The sequence below is a fragment of the Trichocoleus sp. FACHB-46 genome, from assembly GCF_014695385.1.
Taxonomy (GTDB): Bacteria; Cyanobacteriota; Cyanobacteriia; order FACHB-46; family FACHB-46; genus Trichocoleus.
The window spans coordinates 122095-140649 of sequence record NZ_JACJOD010000022.1 but is presented as its reverse complement, the minus strand read 5'-3'; the positions used below and the strand labels follow the sequence as shown (position 1 = coordinate 140649).

Annotated in this window: 16 protein-coding genes; 10 read left to right on the top strand and 6 right to left on the bottom strand. The window is 49.2% G+C overall.

Going from position 1 to position 18555, the window contains the following annotated elements; translation table 11 throughout:
- The first annotated feature begins 409 nt into the window (after window positions 1-409).
- The 5 genes from hpsL to hpsP are packed head-to-tail and all read left to right on the top strand — an operon-like array spanning window position 410 to window position 6697.
- Window positions 410-2047, top strand: a complete 1638-nt coding sequence (hpsL, locus tag H6F72_RS12745; RefSeq protein WP_190435738.1) for a hormogonium polysaccharide biosynthesis protein HpsL — start codon at window positions 410-412, stop codon at window positions 2045-2047.
- A 32-nt stretch (window positions 2048-2079) separates the two neighbouring features.
- A complete protein-coding gene (locus tag H6F72_RS12740; RefSeq protein WP_206755436.1) occupies window positions 2080-3180 on the top strand; it encodes an acyltransferase in 1101 nt (366 codons plus the stop codon).
- Between the two features lie 24 nt (window positions 3181-3204).
- Window positions 3205-4272: a hormogonium polysaccharide biosynthesis glycosyltransferase HpsN gene (gene hpsN, locus H6F72_RS12735; protein ID WP_242016910.1), complete on the top strand. Its 1068-nt coding sequence runs from the start codon at window positions 3205-3207 to the stop codon at window positions 4270-4272.
- A 59-nt stretch (window positions 4273-4331) separates the two neighbouring features.
- Entirely contained in the window at window positions 4332-5504 is a 1173-nt protein-coding gene (gene hpsO / locus H6F72_RS12730; protein ID WP_190435734.1) for a hormogonium polysaccharide biosynthesis glycosyltransferase HpsO, read from the top strand.
- Complete coding sequence (gene hpsP, locus H6F72_RS12725; RefSeq protein WP_370527495.1) at window positions 5501-6697, top strand: hormogonium polysaccharide biosynthesis glycosyltransferase HpsP; 1197 nt, start codon at window positions 5501-5503, stop codon at window positions 6695-6697. Before hpsO ends, hpsP begins: the two co-directional genes overlap by 4 nt.
- A 37-nt stretch (window positions 6698-6734) precedes the next feature.
- Here hpsP and H6F72_RS12720 read toward each other — a convergent pair whose 3' ends face one another.
- Complete coding sequence (locus tag H6F72_RS12720) at window positions 6735-7052, bottom strand: hypothetical protein (RefSeq protein ID WP_190435732.1); 318 nt, start codon at window positions 7050-7052, stop codon at window positions 6735-6737.
- A gap of 276 nt (window positions 7053-7328) precedes the next feature.
- Window positions 7329-8123 carry a phosphoribosyltransferase gene (locus H6F72_RS12715; RefSeq protein ID WP_190435730.1) on the bottom strand — a complete coding sequence of 265 codons (795 nt, stop codon included), beginning with the start codon at window positions 8121-8123 and terminating at the stop codon, window positions 7329-7331.
- Window positions 8124-8356: 233 nt separating this feature from the next.
- Here H6F72_RS12715 and H6F72_RS12710 point away from each other — a divergent pair, with 233 nt between their 5' ends.
- Window positions 8357-9088 (top strand): uracil-DNA glycosylase family protein, encoded by a 732-nt coding sequence (locus H6F72_RS12710; RefSeq protein ID WP_190435727.1) that lies wholly within the window; start codon window positions 8357-8359, stop codon window positions 9086-9088.
- Between the two features lies 1 nt (window position 9089).
- On the opposite strand, the gene H6F72_RS12705 is transcribed toward H6F72_RS12710, so the two are convergent.
- Genes H6F72_RS12705 through tyrS form a run of 3 tightly spaced genes read right to left on the bottom strand, consistent with a single transcriptional unit; the run spans window position 9090 to window position 11701 of the window.
- Complete coding sequence (locus tag H6F72_RS12705; RefSeq protein ID WP_190435724.1) at window positions 9090-9695, bottom strand: hypothetical protein; 606 nt, start codon at window positions 9693-9695, stop codon at window positions 9090-9092.
- Window positions 9696-9712: 17 nt separating this feature from the next.
- A complete protein-coding gene (gene pyrF, locus H6F72_RS12700; RefSeq protein WP_190435720.1) occupies window positions 9713-10462 on the bottom strand; it encodes an orotidine-5'-phosphate decarboxylase in 750 nt (249 codons plus the stop codon).
- A gap of 6 nt (window positions 10463-10468) precedes the next feature.
- A complete protein-coding gene (tyrS, locus tag H6F72_RS12695) occupies window positions 10469-11701 on the bottom strand; it encodes a tyrosine--tRNA ligase (protein ID WP_190435717.1) in 1233 nt (410 codons plus the stop codon).
- A gap of 400 nt (window positions 11702-12101) precedes the next feature.
- Here tyrS and H6F72_RS12690 point away from each other — a divergent pair, with 400 nt between their 5' ends.
- Window positions 12102-14003 (top strand): penicillin-binding protein 1A, encoded by a 1902-nt coding sequence (locus H6F72_RS12690; protein ID WP_348252068.1) that lies wholly within the window; start codon window positions 12102-12104, stop codon window positions 14001-14003.
- A 660-nt stretch (window positions 14004-14663) separates the two neighbouring features.
- A complete protein-coding gene (locus tag H6F72_RS12685) occupies window positions 14664-14939 on the top strand; it encodes an RNA-binding protein (protein WP_190435714.1) in 276 nt (91 codons plus the stop codon).
- Window positions 14940-15167: 228 nt separating this feature from the next.
- On the opposite strand, the gene H6F72_RS12680 is transcribed toward H6F72_RS12685, so the two are convergent.
- Entirely contained in the window at window positions 15168-15692 is a 525-nt protein-coding gene (locus H6F72_RS12680; RefSeq protein ID WP_190435711.1) for a DUF937 domain-containing protein, read from the bottom strand.
- A 275-nt stretch (window positions 15693-15967) separates the two neighbouring features.
- Here H6F72_RS12680 and H6F72_RS12675 point away from each other — a divergent pair, with 275 nt between their 5' ends.
- Window positions 15968-17521: a YcjF family protein gene (locus H6F72_RS12675; RefSeq protein WP_190435708.1), complete on the top strand. Its 1554-nt coding sequence runs from the start codon at window positions 15968-15970 to the stop codon at window positions 17519-17521.
- A gap of 475 nt (window positions 17522-17996) precedes the next feature.
- Window positions 17997-18500 (top strand): hypothetical protein, encoded by a 504-nt coding sequence (locus tag H6F72_RS12670; RefSeq protein ID WP_190435704.1) that lies wholly within the window; start codon window positions 17997-17999, stop codon window positions 18498-18500.
- Window positions 18501-18555 lie beyond the last annotated feature (55 nt).

Genomic DNA, 18555 nt, shown 5'->3' with positions numbered 1-18555 from the left:
GCTACTACAGCAACCCTCTATTCTTGGATTTGCCGAGTCTGATCTTGAAAAAAGCTTTTTTGTGTGCAAAAAAGCACGTCAATATTAAGTTTTTCTAAGGTTAATGGGGTCAGTTGTTTAAAGCCTTCTTAAAGCCAAGCCAAACAGTCGCCGGATCAGAAGCCCAGATGCCACAATTGGTAGGCCCCTCTCCCTACTGCTGATGCCGATACCCTAGCCGTCTCTCAACTTTATTTGGGGTTCTCGCAGAAAGAATCTACGCAATTGGTACAACCCTCTACATTGCCTCTGAAACTACCGCTAGTTTCTCCGCCGGAAAATGCCACTAATTGATTGACCTAATTAGTTGTGGCTCCGCGTCGAGGCTCCGAGTCAAAGTTAAGGAGAGGATCAGCCTCATAGTTTTGCTATGCCCAAATCAAAACTGAAGTCAAAGCAAAAAGCTCTCAATGACGAAGCCCCGCCGCTAACGATGAAGGAGCGGTTGGCTCAGAAACGAAAAGCTGCCCAAGCCCGGAAAGAACTCGTTAACTACACAATTTTTGCCCTTTTACTGTGTGCAGTTGCGGGCTTATGTTTCGGTGTAATTAATGAAGATCCGAAGCCAGGAATTGGCTTAACTGTGGGTCTGCTTTGCCTCAGCCTGTCATTTAAGTATCCGCGTCAGGCAATGTGGGGATTTCTTATCTACCTACCCTTTGGCGGAACGATCACCTATGCGATTGGCAATAGCCCTTTGCTCCAGTTGGCTAAGGACGCTTTCTTTATCCCAGCTCTCATTGGCACTATTCAGTACTGTCGGCGCGAGCGTCTGCCTTTTCTAATTCCTAAGCAGCTCATGCCGGCATTGGGAATTTTGTTTGCCTATTGTTTACTAGTTCTAGCTTTTATTAACGGCTCGCAACAGATGGCGGCTAATGGAGCCGAGCAGCCATTTGCAATGGGAATTTTGGGTCTCAAGGTTTTGATGGGTTATATCCCTTTAATCGTCTGTGCTTATTACTTAATCCGAGACAAAAAAGACCTCCATTTCCTGCTGCGCCTTCATGTTGTGTTGATTTTGGCATGTTGCGGTCTTGCCTTCATTCAATACACTTTCCTCAAGACAGGCCGTTGTGCTGGAACGGTAGCCTCAGGAGCATCTCTCTTCAAGGCCTCTCTAGACGCAAGATGCTTAGTCGGTGGCTCTCTGCTATATAGCCCTGAGCATGGGCAGATCCGCCTGCCTGGAACCTTTGTTGCCCCGTGGCAGTGGGGTTGGTTTCTCATTTCCAGCGGGTTTATCAGCTTTGCTGCGGCCTTCAGCGATCCCTCGTTTGTTTGGCGGAATGCTGGGTTGTCAGCAATGGCAGCAACCTTCATTATGTCTACCTTATCGGGCCAGAGAATTGCGTTAGCACTGGTACCAGTGACCACAGTGATTCTGCTAATCCTCACGGGACAAGTCGCTAACCTCAAGCGCTTTATTCCCATAGGCGCAGGCTTAGGTCTGATTTTGAGCGTTGCGATGGCAGCCAATCCGGAGGTCGTCCAAGAGCGGATTACTAGTTTTCAAGGACGATGGGAAGCTTCACCCCCTCAAGCCTTCATCATGCAGCAGTTTGAATATGCCGCAGAGCGATCTGGTTTTTTAGGCAAGGGTTTGGGGCGAGCCACGAATGCGGCCCGCTCTTTGGGCAACTCGGAACTCATTGAAACCTATTACCCTAAATTACTTTACGAAATTGGGCCGCTGGGAGTGCTGGCTTTTTTGGTAGTAGCGATCAGCTTGACCATTATTACATTTAAGGCTTATCGCTCTGTGCGCGATCGCAGTTTGAGAAGTTATGGAGCTAGTTTCTGGGTTTTCATCTTATTCATTAGCTTCAATACTTACTACTACCCCTTAGATGTAGACCCAGTGGCTGTTTACTACTGGTTTTTTGCTGGCGTGATTTTGAAGTTGCCAGAATTAGATCGCCAGGAAAAATTACTTAAAGAAGCCTCGGAGGATTTGGTTAGTAAGAAGAAAGGTAGGCGATCGAAAAAAGCAACAGCAACTTTATAAGGAAATCAACCGCCGTGAATTGTGAAACTAAAGTGGTTAGAAAGAGATTAGATTGGATTGACCAAACCAAGGGAATTGCAATCTTAGCAGTTATCTTATTCCACTTTTTTCAAAACTACCCTGAGCGCTTTGATTTAGTCGTCGCTTTGGATCGAAATGGGGCTCGCTTCGGCTACGCTGCGGTTGATATCTTTTTTGTCATGGCTGGGTTTAATACCAGCTATGCTTTAGCCTCAGCTTTGAAAACAGCTAATTTAACTGAGATATCGGTAGATTGGAAATTGTGGTTAAAGAAGCGAATCTCTCGGCTGTATCCTACTTATTTTCTGGCGGTTGTATCTAGTTTGATGCTCTATCAGTGGTTCGGCCACTTAAAAATCAACTCGATTCAGAACTTTATCCTGAGCTGTATTGGTTTGGCAGGTTATGAGTTTCAATCGATCAACCCTGGCTTTTGGTTTTTTACAGTCATCCTAGAAGCTTATTTAAGCATTCCTCTAATTTTCTATTTTTGCCGAGGGCAGACAGTCAAGATTTTGGGCTTAGGGATTTTAGTTGCTGCCCTAACTAAGGCTCTTTGTTGGGTTCTACCTCAGAGTTCACCGAGTTTCTGGTTTTTATTGCAAAATAACTTCTTGGGTAGCTACTTTTTTCAACTTTGCCTTGGTTTGTACTGGGGGTTTGTTTACTTTGAGAAGCAATCCTTTAGGAGAATTGATTGGCTAGCGGCTATTGGTACTTTTGTGATTGGTATTGTAATTTGTGCCGGAATGGTTTTGGGCAAAGCTAACATCACTTATATGTTTGGGTTTGATGTGCTACTCTCGCCAATTCTATTCTTGGGACTTTATGCGCTTCTCCAATTCTTGAGCCAATGGCGATCGCTACAGTGGGGTATGAGCTTTCTTTCGTTATTAGGACTTTACTCATATCAACTATATTTAATTCATCAACCGCTTTTTGTGGTGGCTTTGCGTAGACTCAATCAGTTGCTTGATTTGCCCCCTTATCTTCACCTCGGCTTCTCTGTTTTAGTAGTAGGTTTATTACTTACTATTTATGGATTTTTATTTGTCAAAACAGAAGTTTTTATTCGCAAACAGACTAGAAAATTAGTGAGTAGTCAAGCTTAGATGACCAACCAAACTGAAACTGCAATGAAAAATTCAGATGTTATGGCTTGGCCTTTAATCTCGGTGATTGTTCCCACCTATTGTCGTGAGGAGGCTTTGCGAGACACACTAGTGGATGTCATGACGCAGGACTACCCTAACTTTGAAGTGTTGGTGGTAGACCAAACTTGTACTCACGAGCCTGCGACCGAAGCCTACTTGGAGCAACTAGCCACAGCAGGCAAGATTCAGTGGTTCCGGGTGGATTGGGCCAGCTTGCCCGGAGCGCGAAACTACGCCGTGCGGCGCTCTACAGGTGACATTATTTTGTTCATTGATGATGATGTGCAGCTTACGCCTGGTTTTCTAGCAACGCATGCCCGCAACTATGTGGAACAACCAGATGTGGGGGCTGTGGCGGGTCGTGTCTTCGATCGCATGAAGCTGACTGAGTCGAAGAAAACTCGCGTCATTGAATATTTGCCGCCCGAAGCGATGGACCCAGGAATAGCCTGGTATCACATTGATTTGGTTCACACGATTAAACCTCAGCAAGTGTTGACCGCGAGAGGCTGTAATATGTCCTTTCGTCGGGAGCTGTTTGAGCAGCATGGCCTGCACTTTGATGAGCGCTTTCGAGGTAGCGCTGTGCGAGAGGAGTCTGACTTTTGCTTGCATATTCGCCAAACGGGCTACCGCATTTGGTACGACCCAGAAGCTCATCTGGTGCATTTAGGAGAAGAAACGGGAGGTTGTCACGATATCAGCACGCGATCGCTGCAATATCAACTCACTTTCTACCACAACCACTTCTTGCTAGGGCTGAAGAATCTCACCCCGATCCAAGCTCTACGCTTGTTTGCTCGCCTATTCGACTGTCACGTGCTAGGTCGGCCACCTTGCCACAAGAGCGGTTCTCCCCTAAAGATCCTAAGTCGCGCGGGGTTCTATTTCTTAGGATTCCTGAGTGCTGTTTGGACTGTGATTAAATCTATCTGGGATGATGGTCAAACCTATACACGCTTGGATCAGAACGCTAGAGTGACACAGGCACCCGTTGCCAACCAATCGTTAGATGAACAAGCTACAGCTGTTAGCTCCATGAAGTCTTAGCAGATTTGGTTCAGGCTAAAAGGTAAAGGTAGGGTTCAACGAGTAAATTCTAAACAGCCATGAGAATTTTAGTAGCTAGCCATACCTATATCGTTGATCTCAATTGTGAGAAGTTGCGATCGCTGGCCCGATTGGAGCCAGATGTTGAGGTAACAATTGTGGTGCCTCAACGGTGGCGGCCTGGAGGCGTGCAAAATACCATTATTGAAACTCAGCCTCGCCAAGAAGGTCCGTTCCGGATTGTCCCGGTTTCCAATTTGAGCCAGAACAATCAAGGACTACTTTGTTTTGGTCAAGATCTGGTCACGTTGCTACGCCAGTTTCGACCCCAAATCATTCAAGTAGAGCAGGGATCAAAGGCGATCGGCTATAGCCAACTGATTACGCTAAACCGTCTGCTAGGCCTAAAAGCTAAAAACCTATTTTTTACTTGGTGGAATCTACCTTACAGCCTCAAGTTTCCCATCTCCGCCATTGAAGCTTATAACTTGCGCCATACTGATGGGTTGGTAGCTGGGAATCAGGATGGTGTGGAAATCTTGCAGCAGCATGGTTACAAAGGCCCTGCCCGTGTGATGCCGCAATTGGGAGTAGATGAAACTTTATTTCGACCCCAACCTCAGCCAGAACTAGCGGCTCAGCTTGGCATTCAACCGTCTGAGTTTGTGGTAGGTTTTGTCGGGCGCTTTGTGGAAGAAAAAGGCTTGCTAACCCTAGGGAGAGCCTTGGCGGGTCTGCGCGATCGCCCCTGGAAATGGATGCTCTTAGGCCGAGGGCCACTAAAAGATACTCTCTTTAACTGGGCGCAGCAAGAAGGCTTGGCAGATCGGTTGATTTGGGTGGAGAGCGTCCCGCACGATCAGGTGCAGCGATATATCAATTTAATGAGCACCTTGGTGCTGCCTTCGGAAACCACCTATCAGTTCAAAACCTTAACCTCGGTGGGCTGGAAAGAGCAATTCGGCCATGTGCTGATTGAAGCAATGGCTTGCCAAGTCCCGGTGATTGGCTCGGATTCGGGGGAAATTCCCTATGTGATTGGGGATGCGGGCTTAGTCTTCCCGGAAGGAAATGCCGAAGCGTTGCAAGATTGCTTGCGGCAGTTGATGGAGCAACCGGAGCTAGCAACCAACTTGGCGAAGCGAGGGTACGAACGAGTCCTTAACCAGTACACCAATCACGCTTTGGCTAGCCAGTTATTGAGCTTTTACAAGGAGTTGCTTGCCGCGTGAACCAGCCTCTGCGGGTTTTGCAAATTGTGCCTTCCATTTCGCTAGTGTACGGAGGGCCGAGCCAGATGGTGTTGGGGTTATCCGGTGCCCTAGCTGCTCAGGGTGTAGAGGTGACGATCCTAACTACAGACTCGAATGGCGATGCAGGCCAGGCTCCCTTAGAAGTGCCCCTCGATCGCCCTGTAGAACAAGATGGCTATCACATCCGCTATTTTCGCTGCTCACCTTTCCGCCGCTACAAATTCTCTTTGGACTTGCTGCAATGGCTGGCTAAACATGCTCACTCCTTCGACTTGGCCCATATTCACGCCTTGTTTTCTCCGGTGAGTACAGCAGCAGCTACGATCGCGCGATCGCAAAAGTTGCCCTATTTACTGCGTCCCTTGGGAACCCTTGATCCCGCTGACCTACGCAAGAAAAAGCAGCTAAAGCAGATATATGCAGCGTTACTAGAGCGGCCTAATTTGGCGGGGGCGGCGGCAATACATTTTACGAGTGCTCAAGAAGCCAAAATTTCTGAACGTTTTGGGCTGACTACTAAAGATTTAGTCATGCCGTTGGGTGTGAGCTTACCGGAGTTGTCTGCTCACCCCGAAGCAATTCGCGCTCAGTTGGGCATTCCCAGCGATCGCCCCCTCATTTTGTTTATGTCCCGAATTGACCTTAAGAAGGGGTTGGATCTGCTATTACCTGCTCTAGAAACTTTGCTGGCAGAAAAAATTGAATTTCATTTTGTTCTAGCAGGTGGGAATCCTCAAGATCCAGATTACGAAGCGGCGATTCGGAGCCAAATTCAAGCTTCCTCGCTCGTTCCCCACACGACGGTAACTGGGTTTGCCGCTGGAGAAACGAAAGCTGCCTTGCTGCAAAGCGCTGATTTGTTTGTGCTGCCATCCTACTACGAAAACTTTGGCATTGCGGTAGCCGAAGCGATGGCAATGGGCACGCCTGTGGTGATTTCAGACCAAGTGCATATCTGTGAGGAAGTGCGGCAGGCAGAGGCAGGCTGGGTCGGGCCTTGTGAGGTAGCAGCTTTAACTCATTTGCTCAAGGATGCTTTGAAGGATGCGTCTGAGCGCCAACGTCGAGGCCAACGAGCAAAAGCCTATGCTTTGCAGCACTATAGCTGGCCTGCGATCGCTCAACAAATGATTCAGTTTTATCAAAAAATTTTGGCGACAACCGCACGCTAGTTTTTGCTGAAATAGCTCGTGAATGGATTGCGCAGGCTTAAAAGTAGCGCATCAAGTCTGAGAAGCTATAGCAACTGATAATCAGCAATAAGACGGCAGTGACCTGGGTAATCCGAGGTTGTGAGGAAGGGATGAGGGCTTCCCGGACTAAAGTGGAGACGGCGGCTCCAATGGCGAAGCTTAAGCTCAGGACTAAGTAAGGCCAACCTTTCGTGAGGCCCCAGACCACATCGCTGGCTCCCCATACGAGTAGGAGGGCGATCGCTAACAGGAGCATCAATAATTCCACAAATTGCGGTGGGTTACTGCTACTCGCCACTACTAGGGTGTCCCACCAAGATTGCCAGCGTCTCATCTCGCCACCACTTTAATCACTACAGCTAATTATGGCTTGAACCTGTTTTGGGTTAAGCGTTTCAGAACTGACCGTAGGATAGTCCAACTGTTTTGATTTGGCTACCTGCCTTGGGGTGGGAGTTATTTATGTTGCTTTGCGTAGGTTCTCTGGCAGAACCAAGAGCTTGGGGGCACTCGCCCCCAAACCCCCGCTGAAGGACGGCTGCGTCCTCCAGACCTCCTCCAGAAGGAGTTTTAGCTGCTTGGTATCGTGCTAGGTCGCTGTATAAATATTTTATTGCTCTCTTTCGCCCTCCAATGCTGAGGAAAATTTCCTCTCTGCTTCCTCCAGCATTGGAGGGCTAGGAGGACAAGTATTCATTTGTGCTGAAAGTCCCGTATGGGACTGGTTTTGTAAGCAAGCTATGGCTTCGTATAGCTCTACTTGGGGGAAATTTTGGTAGAAACGGCTGACGCTGGAGAATTCTGCGGGAGTGGCTAAGAGGATCAGGCGATCGCACCATTGGTGAAGCCAATTCACCAGTTCTAGGGGGGCGACTGGGGCGCAAATCCAGATTTGGGCGGGTTGCTGTTGGCGGAGGGCTTGCGCAGCAACGGCGATGGTCATGCCTGTAGCGATGCCGTCGTCTACTAAAATGGCGATTGCTCCTTGGGGTTCGACCTGGGGACGGATGGGGCCAAATTGAGTCAGTTGTAGTTGAGCTTTCTCTAGCGTCGCTTGCAAGGCGGTCTGATAAATTTTGGTGCGATGAAGATGCCAAGGTCGAGGCTGAGTCCACAAGACTTCTCCTGTGGCGGCAACGGCTCCGATGGCTAGCTCTGGGTCTTCGGGGCGAGTGATTTTCTTGGCAATGACTACGTCAAGGGGACAGTTGAGTTTTTCGGCGATCGCAGCAGCGACTGGAATTCCACCACGAGGTAGGCCGTAAACGATCGGTTGAGCGGTGGCAAGCGTGGGCCAATCTAGTTCGGTTGCCGCTGTTTTTAATTGGGTGAATTCCTCGAAAACTGCCAGGGCTAGTTCATGACCAACTGCTTCGCGATCGCGAAATAGCGGAGAAGGTAACATTTATCCCTCCAGCGCTCGGCAATAGTGTTGTCACTATCTTGGCTGATGTAACCCGTTATCTACAAGTGATCCAAATAACGCTAAAGCTCGACATTCCACCTAGCGACAGCTCTCAAGCGTGAGGAATTGGTTCTAGAATTTATAAATCTTAAGTGAATTGAGTTTGCTTACAAATTTTTTCCATCCTGATACTTTGGGATAAGAAAATTCTGATACATCTGCCGTCAAGATTCATGTCCAGCGAAGAACAAATTAGCCTTTTTGATGTTTCAGGTCTTCCCGCATCTCCTGCACCTGCGGACTTTGACCCAGACTTGATTCCCACGAGTGCAAAGGTACCCATTCCAGCGGGCACCTACAGCGCGATGGAGCAAATGGCTGTCCATTGCAACCAGTGCCAACGCTGCGATTTAGGTGCTAGCCGTACCCATGCAGTGGTGGGGCGAGGAAATCTGCAAGCGCCCATTATGATCATTGGTGAAGGCCCCGGACAAAATGAGGATGAAACAGGTTTGCCTTTTGTCGGGCGGGCTGGACAACTTCTAGAAAAGATTTTGGAATCGGTGCGCTTGACCACGGAGGCAGATGTCTACATTTGCAATATGGTCAAGTGTCGTCCTCCTGGCAACCGCACTCCAACACCAGATGAAACAGAAGCTTGTCGCCCTTACCTGATGGAGCAAATCCGGATGGTAGATCCCAAAATTATTTTGTTGACGGGTGCTACAGCGGTGCGGGGGGTTACAGGAGACAAACGCGGCATTACTAAGATCCGCGGTCAATGGCTAGAGTGGGAAGGCCATCTTTGTATGCCAATTTTGCATCCGGCTTATCTATTGCGCAATCCATCGCGGGAACCGGGAAGCCCGAAGTGGCAAATGTGGCAGGATATCCAAGTGGTGCGGACGAAGCTGGATGAGATTAGAGGTACTTCTGCGCCGATTAATCCACAGTCGGGAGATTAGGTTAAAGAGGCCGAATTCGTCCAGCACGGCAGTCTCGCAGCCAAGTGCGGATGGCTTGGCCTGTGACTCCTTGAGTGCTATTTTCTGGGGGTGAAGGCGGACGGGTGGCAGGATAGGGACCAAAGTGAGAAAACATCATGGCTAATCGCCAGCCACTCACGGTTTGGGTTAGAAAAACCCAATGATAACCTTGCAACTGAATGATTTTTCCAGCTGTGTACTGGCGCTCCAGAGTAGTGAAGAATACTTGGTGGACTCCTTCTGCTTCTGGTGAAGACGCTGACTGGTCAACGCCAGGCCCTAAAGCTAAGGGCTCAAAATCTGGGGGGCTGGTGAGGAGGACATAGGGAGCCGAGGCAGTAGAGCGATCGCGTCGGAAGAGCCGCTGGTGGACTCGGTTCATATAGCCGGGTAAATCCCGCAGGAGCAAGGCCACTACAGGTTGAAATTCACTCGGACAAGCAGCCCGCCCAGGGAGCGTAATGGGAGACGAGGGACGCTGCTCCACAGGAAAACTCGGAGGTTTGTCAGTCGCGATCGCCCCTAGCTGAAAATTCAACCCGCAAAGAATCAGGATTCCTAACTTAGCGACACCCCATGACCGCATCTGCGGATCTCCTCACACTAGGCCACAACTGCCAATTCATCACAAATTCGGGTAAAGGCGGCTTCTGGGTCAGAGGCAGCCGTAATCGGACGACCAATCACTAAGTAACTGGCTCCTGCCTGTAAAGCTGCGGCTGGAGTCATGGCTCTTTTCTGATCTCCTGCTTCTGCCCAAGTCGGACGCACCCCCGGACAGACCAAGAGGAAGTCGTCACCACAAGTTTGGTGCAGTTGCTCAGCCTCCTGAGGAGAACAAACCGCTCCTGCTAAGCCACTTTCCTGAGCTAGGAGAGCCATCTGCAAGGCATATTCTGGCAGCTCTAAAGGCACTTTCAGCTCAAGAGCCAACATCCGGGATGAAAGGCTGGTCAAGAGCGTGACTGCAATCAATTTCGGCGCAGGTAGACCCGCTGCGATCGCTCCTGCTTCAGCCGCAGCCTGAGATGCCTCTAACGCGGTTCTTCCCGCTGTGGCATGCACCGTGAGCAAGTCTACGCCATATTTGGCTGCGGCTCGGCAAGCTCCTGCCATCGTATTCGGAATGTCGTGCAGCTTTAGGTCTAAAAAGATGCGTTTCTCCCGCTCTTTCAAGGCGGTCAAGATGCTAGGACCACTGCCGACAAATAGTTCCAGTCCTACCTTCCAGAAACTAACTTGAGGCAAGCGCTCTACTAAGGCGATCGCCTCTGCCTCGGTGGGTACATCTAGAGGCACAATAATCTTTTCTGCGACTGATTTTTCTGTGGCTGACTTTTCTGTGACTGACATTGGGCCTCACGGTACGAGACGGACAAAGTTCTTTTTGCCGAGCTGTAACACTCGTCCGTGCAACTCCTCTGGGGAGTTGAAGGTGAGGTCTGCTTGATCTACGCGATCGCCCTCTAACCTGACAGCCCCGCCTTGAATTTGTCGCCGCGCTTCTGAGCTGGTTTTGCAGAGACCGCTGGCACTAACTAAGTAGAACAGCTTGGCAGGAAATTGGATTTCTGCTAGAGAAAATTCTCGAACCGCGTTACCTTGAGCGGTGCCCCCACCAATTAAATCTAAAGCGGCTTTTTGAGCGTTAACAGCGGCTTCTGACCCGTGGTATTGGCTGACAACATCAAGAGCCAAGAGCTTCTGGCGATCGCGCGGATTTTCGGGCAACTCATCTAAGGCGCGAGCAGTTAGTAGCTCGCAGTACTGAGGTAACAGTGCATCGGGTACTTTTTCTAGCTTCGAGTACATGGTCAAGGGGTCTTCGAGCAAGCCAATGTAGTTGCCTAAAGACTTCGACATTTTCTGAGTTCCATCGGTGCCAATCAAAATCGGTACTAACAAGCCAAATTGAGGCGTTTGTCCAAAGTGGCGTTGTAAATCTCGGCCCACGGCAATATTAAATTTCTGGTCAGTGCCGCCCAATTCCACATCTGCTTGTACTGCTACCGAGTCGTAGCCCTGCATCAAGGGATAGAGAAATTCATGCAGATAAATTGGATTGCCCCGCTCATAGCGTTCCGCAAAGCCTTCTTTTGCGAGCATCTGCCCCACCGTCATGGTTGAGAGCAGTTCCAAAATTTTTGACAAGTCAAGATTGGCGAGCCACTCGGAGTTATAGCGAATTTCTAAGCGACCTGGTGTGTCGAAGTCCAAGATCGGTCGGACTTGATCCAGATAAGTTTGAGCGTTTTGAGCTACGTCTGCTGGCGTTAACTGTCGGCGCACTTCAGACTTGCCAGTCGGATCGCCAATTTGAGCGGTGAAATCTCCAATAATTAAAACAGCAGTGTGGCCAGCATCTTGAAAAGCCCGGAGCTTGCGCACGGGAATACTATGCCCCAAGTGAATTTCTGCTCCAGTCGGATCGATACCAAACTTAACTCGCAACGGCCTGTCTGCTTGAGCTAAGCGTTGGATTAGATTTTCATCTAGATCATCACTATCGGGTCGGTTTGGGAATATTTCACTCGTCCCCCGGTCTAGCCATGCCAGGCTTTGCTCAACACGAGATGCTTCAAGAGAGGTCATACTTTGCAATGTGGCAACGGGGTTCGCTAAACTCACTGGAATAAAAAGGCTGGAGATACGAATAATTTAGATTTGGGCAAACTTGGGCAGACTGTGTGCCCAGCCGTTATGTGGTAAAGCCTCAACAGTCAGACTACTATATTGCCAACATTTCAGAAATACTTACCTTGACTCCACCTTGATCTTGAACTTCAATTCGCGCTTCTCAATCTCCAGATTGAGGTTAATCTATTCCTTATTTGCTTTGATCGTCTCACCTAAGATAGTTGAACCCGCAGATTTAAGTCGGGATCTTTAGACGCTCACCTAGCTGCGATCGCAGTTAAAATTCTCCGGAAGCCCCCGCTTCGGAATGCTTGATCTTAAATAACGCCTTTTGTGTTGAGGAAGTGAAATCGCCGTGTCATCTAACACCATCGGACAGAAAAAACCGGCTAACCCAGCACCGATGCTGCAATTTGTGCAGGCAGTTGCCAAAGTGACAGGAGGCACCCTCCTGGGAATCACCATGCTATCTAGCTCTGTGCTGGCTGGGGGGTTAGTTGGTTTAGCGATTAGCTTCCGTAACCTCCCTGATGTGCGGGTACTGCGTAGCTATGTTCCTACCGAAACCACCCACGTCTATGACATCAAGGGCAAGCTGCTCTCTAGCATCCACGGAGAAGCAAACCGGGAAGTGGTGCCCCTAGACAAAATCTCTCCTGACTTAAAGCGAGCTGTAATCGCGATTGAGGATAGTCACTTCTACTCGCACCACGGCATCAACCCAGTCGGGGTTACCCGGGCTTTCATGGCTAACTTGGAGCAGGGCAGAACCGTGGAGGGGGGCTCCACCGTAACCATGCAGTTGGTCAAAAACTTGTTTCTGTCGCCTAAGCGGGCTTTTAGCCGGAAAGTGGCAGAGGGCGTGCTGGCTCTACGGCTAGAGCAGATTTTGACCAAAAATCAGATTCTTGAAATGTACTTGAATCAGGTTTATTGGGGGCATAACACCTACGGCATTGAAACAGCCTCTGCCAGCTATTTTGGCAAACATGCCTCCGAGCTTAATCTAGCCGAATCCGCCATGATGGCGGGTTTAATTCAGGCTCCCGAAAACTATAGTCCCTTTGTTAGCTATAAGTTGGCTAAGCAGCGTCAACTAACAGTGCTGCGTCGCATGCGAGAGCTGCAATGGATCACCCCCCAAGAAGAAGTTGCGGCTCGTAAACAACCGCTGAAATTAGGGCAAATAACTTCTTTCCAAGCCAGCAATATGCCCTATGTAACTGAGGCTGTGGTACAGGAACTAACTAAACGCTTTGGCCGCGATGCAGTCCTCAAGGGCGGGATGCGGGTGCAGACCACGATTGATACCAAGCTCCAGCGGATTGCTGAGGATACTGTAAGCCGGGGTCACTATCGTCTCTCCTACATGGCCGATCAGATGGCACTGGTCGCTGTTGACCCCAGAACTCACTTTGTCAAGGCGATGGTAGGTGGGGTCGATTATAAACAGAGCCAGTACAATCGGGCTGTGCAAGCCCTGAGGCAGCCCGGTTCCGCGTTCAAACCATTTGTTTACTATGCTGCCTTGGCCTCTGGTAAATATGGTGCTGACTCGATTGTTTATGACTCGCCTGTGAGCTATCCAGATGGCTACGAATACTATTCGCCTCAAAACTACGATGGCACCTTTGCAGGGGCGATGAGCCTGCGTCGGGCGCTAGAAATGTCACGAAATATTCCAGCAGTGAAGCTGGGGCAAGAAATTGGCCTGAATAAGGTGATTGAAATTTGTCGGACGTTGGGCATCAAAAGCCCGATGGAACCCGTAATTTCTTTGCCTTTAGGTGCAGTTGACTTGACTCCTCTAGAAATGGCGGGCTCTTATGCCACCTTTGCTAATAATGGTTGGCACTCCGAGACTACCTTTATTGCTCAGGTTACGGATAGCAGTGGCAATCTACTCCTAGACAATACGCCTAAGCCTCAGCTTGTACTCGATCCTTGGGCCTCAGCTTCGCTGAATAGTGTGTTGCAAGGAGTGATTGAGCGAGGAACGGCCACCTCAGCCCGTCTCGATCGCCCTGCTGCTGGTAAGACAGGCACGACTTCTTCCGAGCGGGATATTTGGTTTGTTGGCTATGTACCGCAGCTTTCGGTAGCCGTTTGGGTAGGGAATGACAACTACGCTCCGCTCGGATATGGAGCTACGGGGGGAACTCTAGTCGCTCCGATCTGGCGCGATTTCATGGAACAAGCGCTTCGAGGCGTACCCGCACAGAGTTTCCGCCCCGCTTCGGACTTTGAGCGGCCTTAAGTAGGCTATAGAGCACCTCAGAGTAGCCACGCTCAGAGGCCAATATGATGCAGCCTCGAGGAAAGTAAAACACAGCGATCGCCCAAAAGCAGCATAACTACTAGGGCGATCGCTGACTTGTCCCTTAGCTTGCTGGGCTTTTATTGCTGTGCTTTTATCGACTGCGATTCTTGAAGCAATGCCTCATGCTTGAGCAAGGGAAGTGCTAGGTGGCTTGAACTGTTTATGCTTCAAGTTCGATGAGTTTAAAACACATAATAATAGCAATTCTTATTAGTGTCAGGAGTATTCTTCGATACTTTTAGGCTGAAATTGTGAGTTCTTAAATTAGGTGCAGCAGAACCATGTTTTAAGTATTGCAGCGGTCCTTGCCTAGGAAAGAATTATCACTACTTTGGTTAAGAGTAAGTTAACTGAGCTGCCTCCACAAAAGCTCTAGCCTATTGATATCAATCCTATTAGATCGGCTCTATCGCAACTTCTGTAGAGAAGAAATTTTTGTATAGATGTTGTTAACATTAGGCTGCATTTCTGGAGAGATCGGATATGATCGCTACCGAAGCTAGATTCAGTATTAGAACAAGAATGTAGTTTTTGAACTATTACTCTGGCCTAATAAGAACTAGCAGGCTATTGAGTTCGTTTGGTTTGGAGAGAATTGTGACTATTTACGTTGGCAACCTGGCTTTTCAGGCTACTGAAGAGGATCTAAAGGAGATCTTTGCGGAATACGGCAAAGTCAGTCGAGTTAGCCTCCCTACAGACCGTGAGACAGGAAGAAAACGGGGTTTTGCGTTTGTCGAAATGGAAGATGACGCAAAAGAAGACGCCGCGATCGCTGAGCTTGATGGAGCAGAGTGGTTAGGTCGAGAGCTAAAAGTTAATAAAGCTAAGCCACGGGAAAGTAGTGGTGCTTCCTCGAGAAGTCGCTACTAAGCCGCTACAGTTACAGACCAATTTAGCAATCGACTGCAATGCCTTTGAGTTGATTCAGTTGGGTTGCCGAAGTGATGTAGCGCTTCGCAAATAGTTTTTCTTTGTGCCCTAGAGTTTGTCTAATTAAGGCTCTTGGGACACAAAGAATTAAATGGACTGAAGAGTCAAGGATTAGGGTTCAAAACTCCTACCCTGAATTTTGCTCCGCTGGTCAATTAAGGGAGATGATTACCGATGGCCGAGAAATTGACTCGCCAGGTTAACGACATCTCCCACATCAACCCCGCCACTCCGGTTGGTGTCTAAAAAGGAACCCAGCACGGGATTTAAATTTTGTGGGTTTTGAGTATTGGTGCCACTCCCCAAAAGATTTAAGACAATAGGAACTAAAATTGGCAGCATCGCTTGAATGGTTTGAGCGTTCAGCCCAGTTTGTTGAGCCGTTTCTTGAGTGACTTGCTGCTGCTGTCCTGGTGTAAACAAACTCTGCACTGCTTGGGGATTTGCCTGGGTGCCGCCGAATTGAGTGACGATCGCTTGAGCCTGCTCTGGACCTGCGATCGCTTGCTTCTCCTGCAACGCTGAGCGGACATGGTTGCCCACAATAGACAAAACTGATTGCATCACCGCCGGATTCGAGCCAGAACTTTGGCTCAGTTGCTGAACGACATTGACAATGCCGCCTAGTTGACCATGATTAGCTTGTTGGTTTGGGTTATCGATGGCGCTGACGATTTGGTCAAAAAGTCCCATAGTTTTTCCTTGTTTACTGAACTACTACTTGAGTCCCAAAGGTCTTAGCCTTCTTGCCTGTCGCTTCCATAACAAAGCGACCGTTCACTCATTCGTCTAAAATTTTGCCTGCTCCGGAATAACTTCGCGTCTAGCTATTAGCAGAGGTTGCCAATCTCACGACTAGAGACGATTAGAATGAAAAGCATCGGCCTGCCAGTAGCCATGCCAGTTGCCATATTTGCTGAGCGATCGCCGTTTGAGTTCGTGCCATCAAGCAAGGTTAGGCTGAGTTCATGCCTTCGTCGCGCCTGATCATACTGATTGTCGGCCTCACCTTATTGCTGGGGCTGATGTTGTGGCTGATTGATTCGCTCTCTCGGCTCTACTACACGATCGCGTTTACCGCCCCTCTCCTAGCCAATCTACTGCTCCTACTGCTGATTGTCTTGCTAGGGGTGCTGGTGGCTGCGTTTGTTTACTACTTGCTCGTATTGCCACAACTGCAAAAGCGCCAGGCTCGCCGACCCCAACCCAAGCTGCCAACCGCCAAAGCAGATGTAGCCGAAAAAAACTTACGAGCGGTGCGGCAGCAAGTGGCCCAAATTCAGGATGAGGTAGCGCGTCAAGCCTTGATCAACCGTTCTCGCACCATTGAGCAAAATCTCTCCCGGCGAGAGCTGCGAGTTGTGGTATTTGGTACGGGCTCGGCAGGCAAAACTTCGATTGTGAATGCCTTGATTGGTCGAGTTGTCGGGCAAGTCGGAGCCCCGATGGGAACGACGGATGTGGGAGCGACCTATCACCTGAAGCTGAAAAAATTGAATCGAGAAATTTGGGTGACGGACACTCCAGGCATTCTAGAAGCGGGAGTAGCAGGAACTGAACGCGAACAGAGAGCCCGCCAGTTAGCCACTGAAGCCGATTTACTACTCTTTATTCTCGATAACGACCTGCGACAGTCTGAATACGAACCGTTGCGGCGATTGGCCGAGATTGGGAAGCGATCGCTGGTGGTTCTTAACAAAACTGATTTGTACCCCGATCCAGACCGAGAAACCATTTTGGCCCGTTTGCGCGATCGCCTGCGAGATCTCGTAGCGGCTGCCGATATTGTGGCGGTAGCGGCTCAACCTCAATCCGTGCGGCTCGAAAGTGGTGACTGGTTGCAACCAGAACCGGAGATTATGCCGTTGCTCAAGCGGATGGCGGCGGTGTTGCGGGCTGAGGGCGAAGACTTAGTAGCTGACAATATTCTGCTGCAATCTCAGCGTTTGGGTGACGAAGCCCGGACGCTAATTGACACTGAACGTCGTCGCCAAGCCGATAAGATTGTCGAGCGGTTTCAATGGATTGGAGCAGGGGTGATTGCGGTGACACCATTGCCCGTAATCGATTTGCTGGCTACTGCGGCGGTGAATGCCCAGATGGTGGTGGAGATTGGTCAGGTGTATGGCTGCGACATTAATGCCGATCGAGGCAGAGAACTGGCCCTTTCCCTAGCGAAAACCCTGGCTAGCCTAGGCATTGTCAAAGGCGCGATCGATCTGATTTCAACTGCTCTGCGATTGAACGTAGCCACTTTTTTAGTCGGGAAAGCGATTCAGGGGGTTAGTGCTGCCTACCTAACCAGGATTGCAGGCAAAAGCTTTATTGAATACTTTCGCCACGATCAGAATTGGGGAGACGGCGGCATGACGGAAGTGGTGCAGCGGCAATTTCAGCTCAACCGCCGTGATGAGTTTGTCAAAGCGTTTATTCAAGAAGCGATCGCTCGCGTGGTTAGACCCCTGACAGAAAATGCCACAGCAGGGGAGCCGCTAGAGGTAGAACCGAAAGATCGTCGATAGGGGCTGGAATCATCTCCCCGCGAAAGTCTAAAAATTGCACCACCAGCAAGTAAGCAATGCTGAGCACGACAGCAATTACTCCGGTGATGATAGCGACAAACTTAGAGCGGTCCATGCCTCTTACCCGTAATTAAAACTGCATCTGATTACCCTTACCCTTCCACTCTGCCATAGGCAGACCCTAGCTGGACGCTAGAAATGTGTGATTTCCTGCGTGAGTTGGTTTAGAGAAAGCGGGTGGGGCACACAAGTGGTGATTTTGGGCCCGATGACGCGGATTGAAAATTAATTCCTTGTATAAAAATTTACGATTCCTGTAATCGGTTTCCTAGTGTTTGTATCTTTAAAAACAGATTTGTAAAGTTCATTATTCTTTCATCGTGTCTTTACGATTAATTTTTAGCCAATCTCCCCATCTCTATTAAAAATTGAAAGGTGGGGTATCTTTATCCGTAGAATTAGATGCTAAGTAGCAATGAATACCAGTAACGTGTTTCGGCAAATTATTGAAGAGATTGACCAAATTAAGCCCAGTATTCAGTTGCAGCTTCCAGCTAACCCGAGGTCAGTCAAGCAACAAATTCAAAAAATTACCTTAGCTCAGAAAAAGCTGCGAGAAATTGAAGAACGAGTTTATTTGTTTGGCAATCGAGGCGGCAACGGCTCAGCTTATCGCACTTATCTAAGCGTGAAGGCTTTAATTCACGGCATGATTCACGATGGGAATCACTTTAAGCTTCTAGCTGAAGAATATTTTGTCGATCCAGAGGGCACAGTGACGTTGTTGCATGATGCCTACCAAAGAGACTTAGAACTCCGGTATCGTATCCACCACCTGCAAGCTTTAGGATTGAGTCAAAGCCAAATTACTTTTGCTATCTGGCGAGTCAAGGCCGAAAGCGACAAGGCATATCAGGTGGCAACTAAAGAGTACCAACGCCTTACAGGTAGTTGCCAAGCGGTACCAGAACGGGTGTAAGCAGCGATCGCGAACGCTAAATGTTGGAGAAGCTAAGAAAGTCACGCCAGGTGAG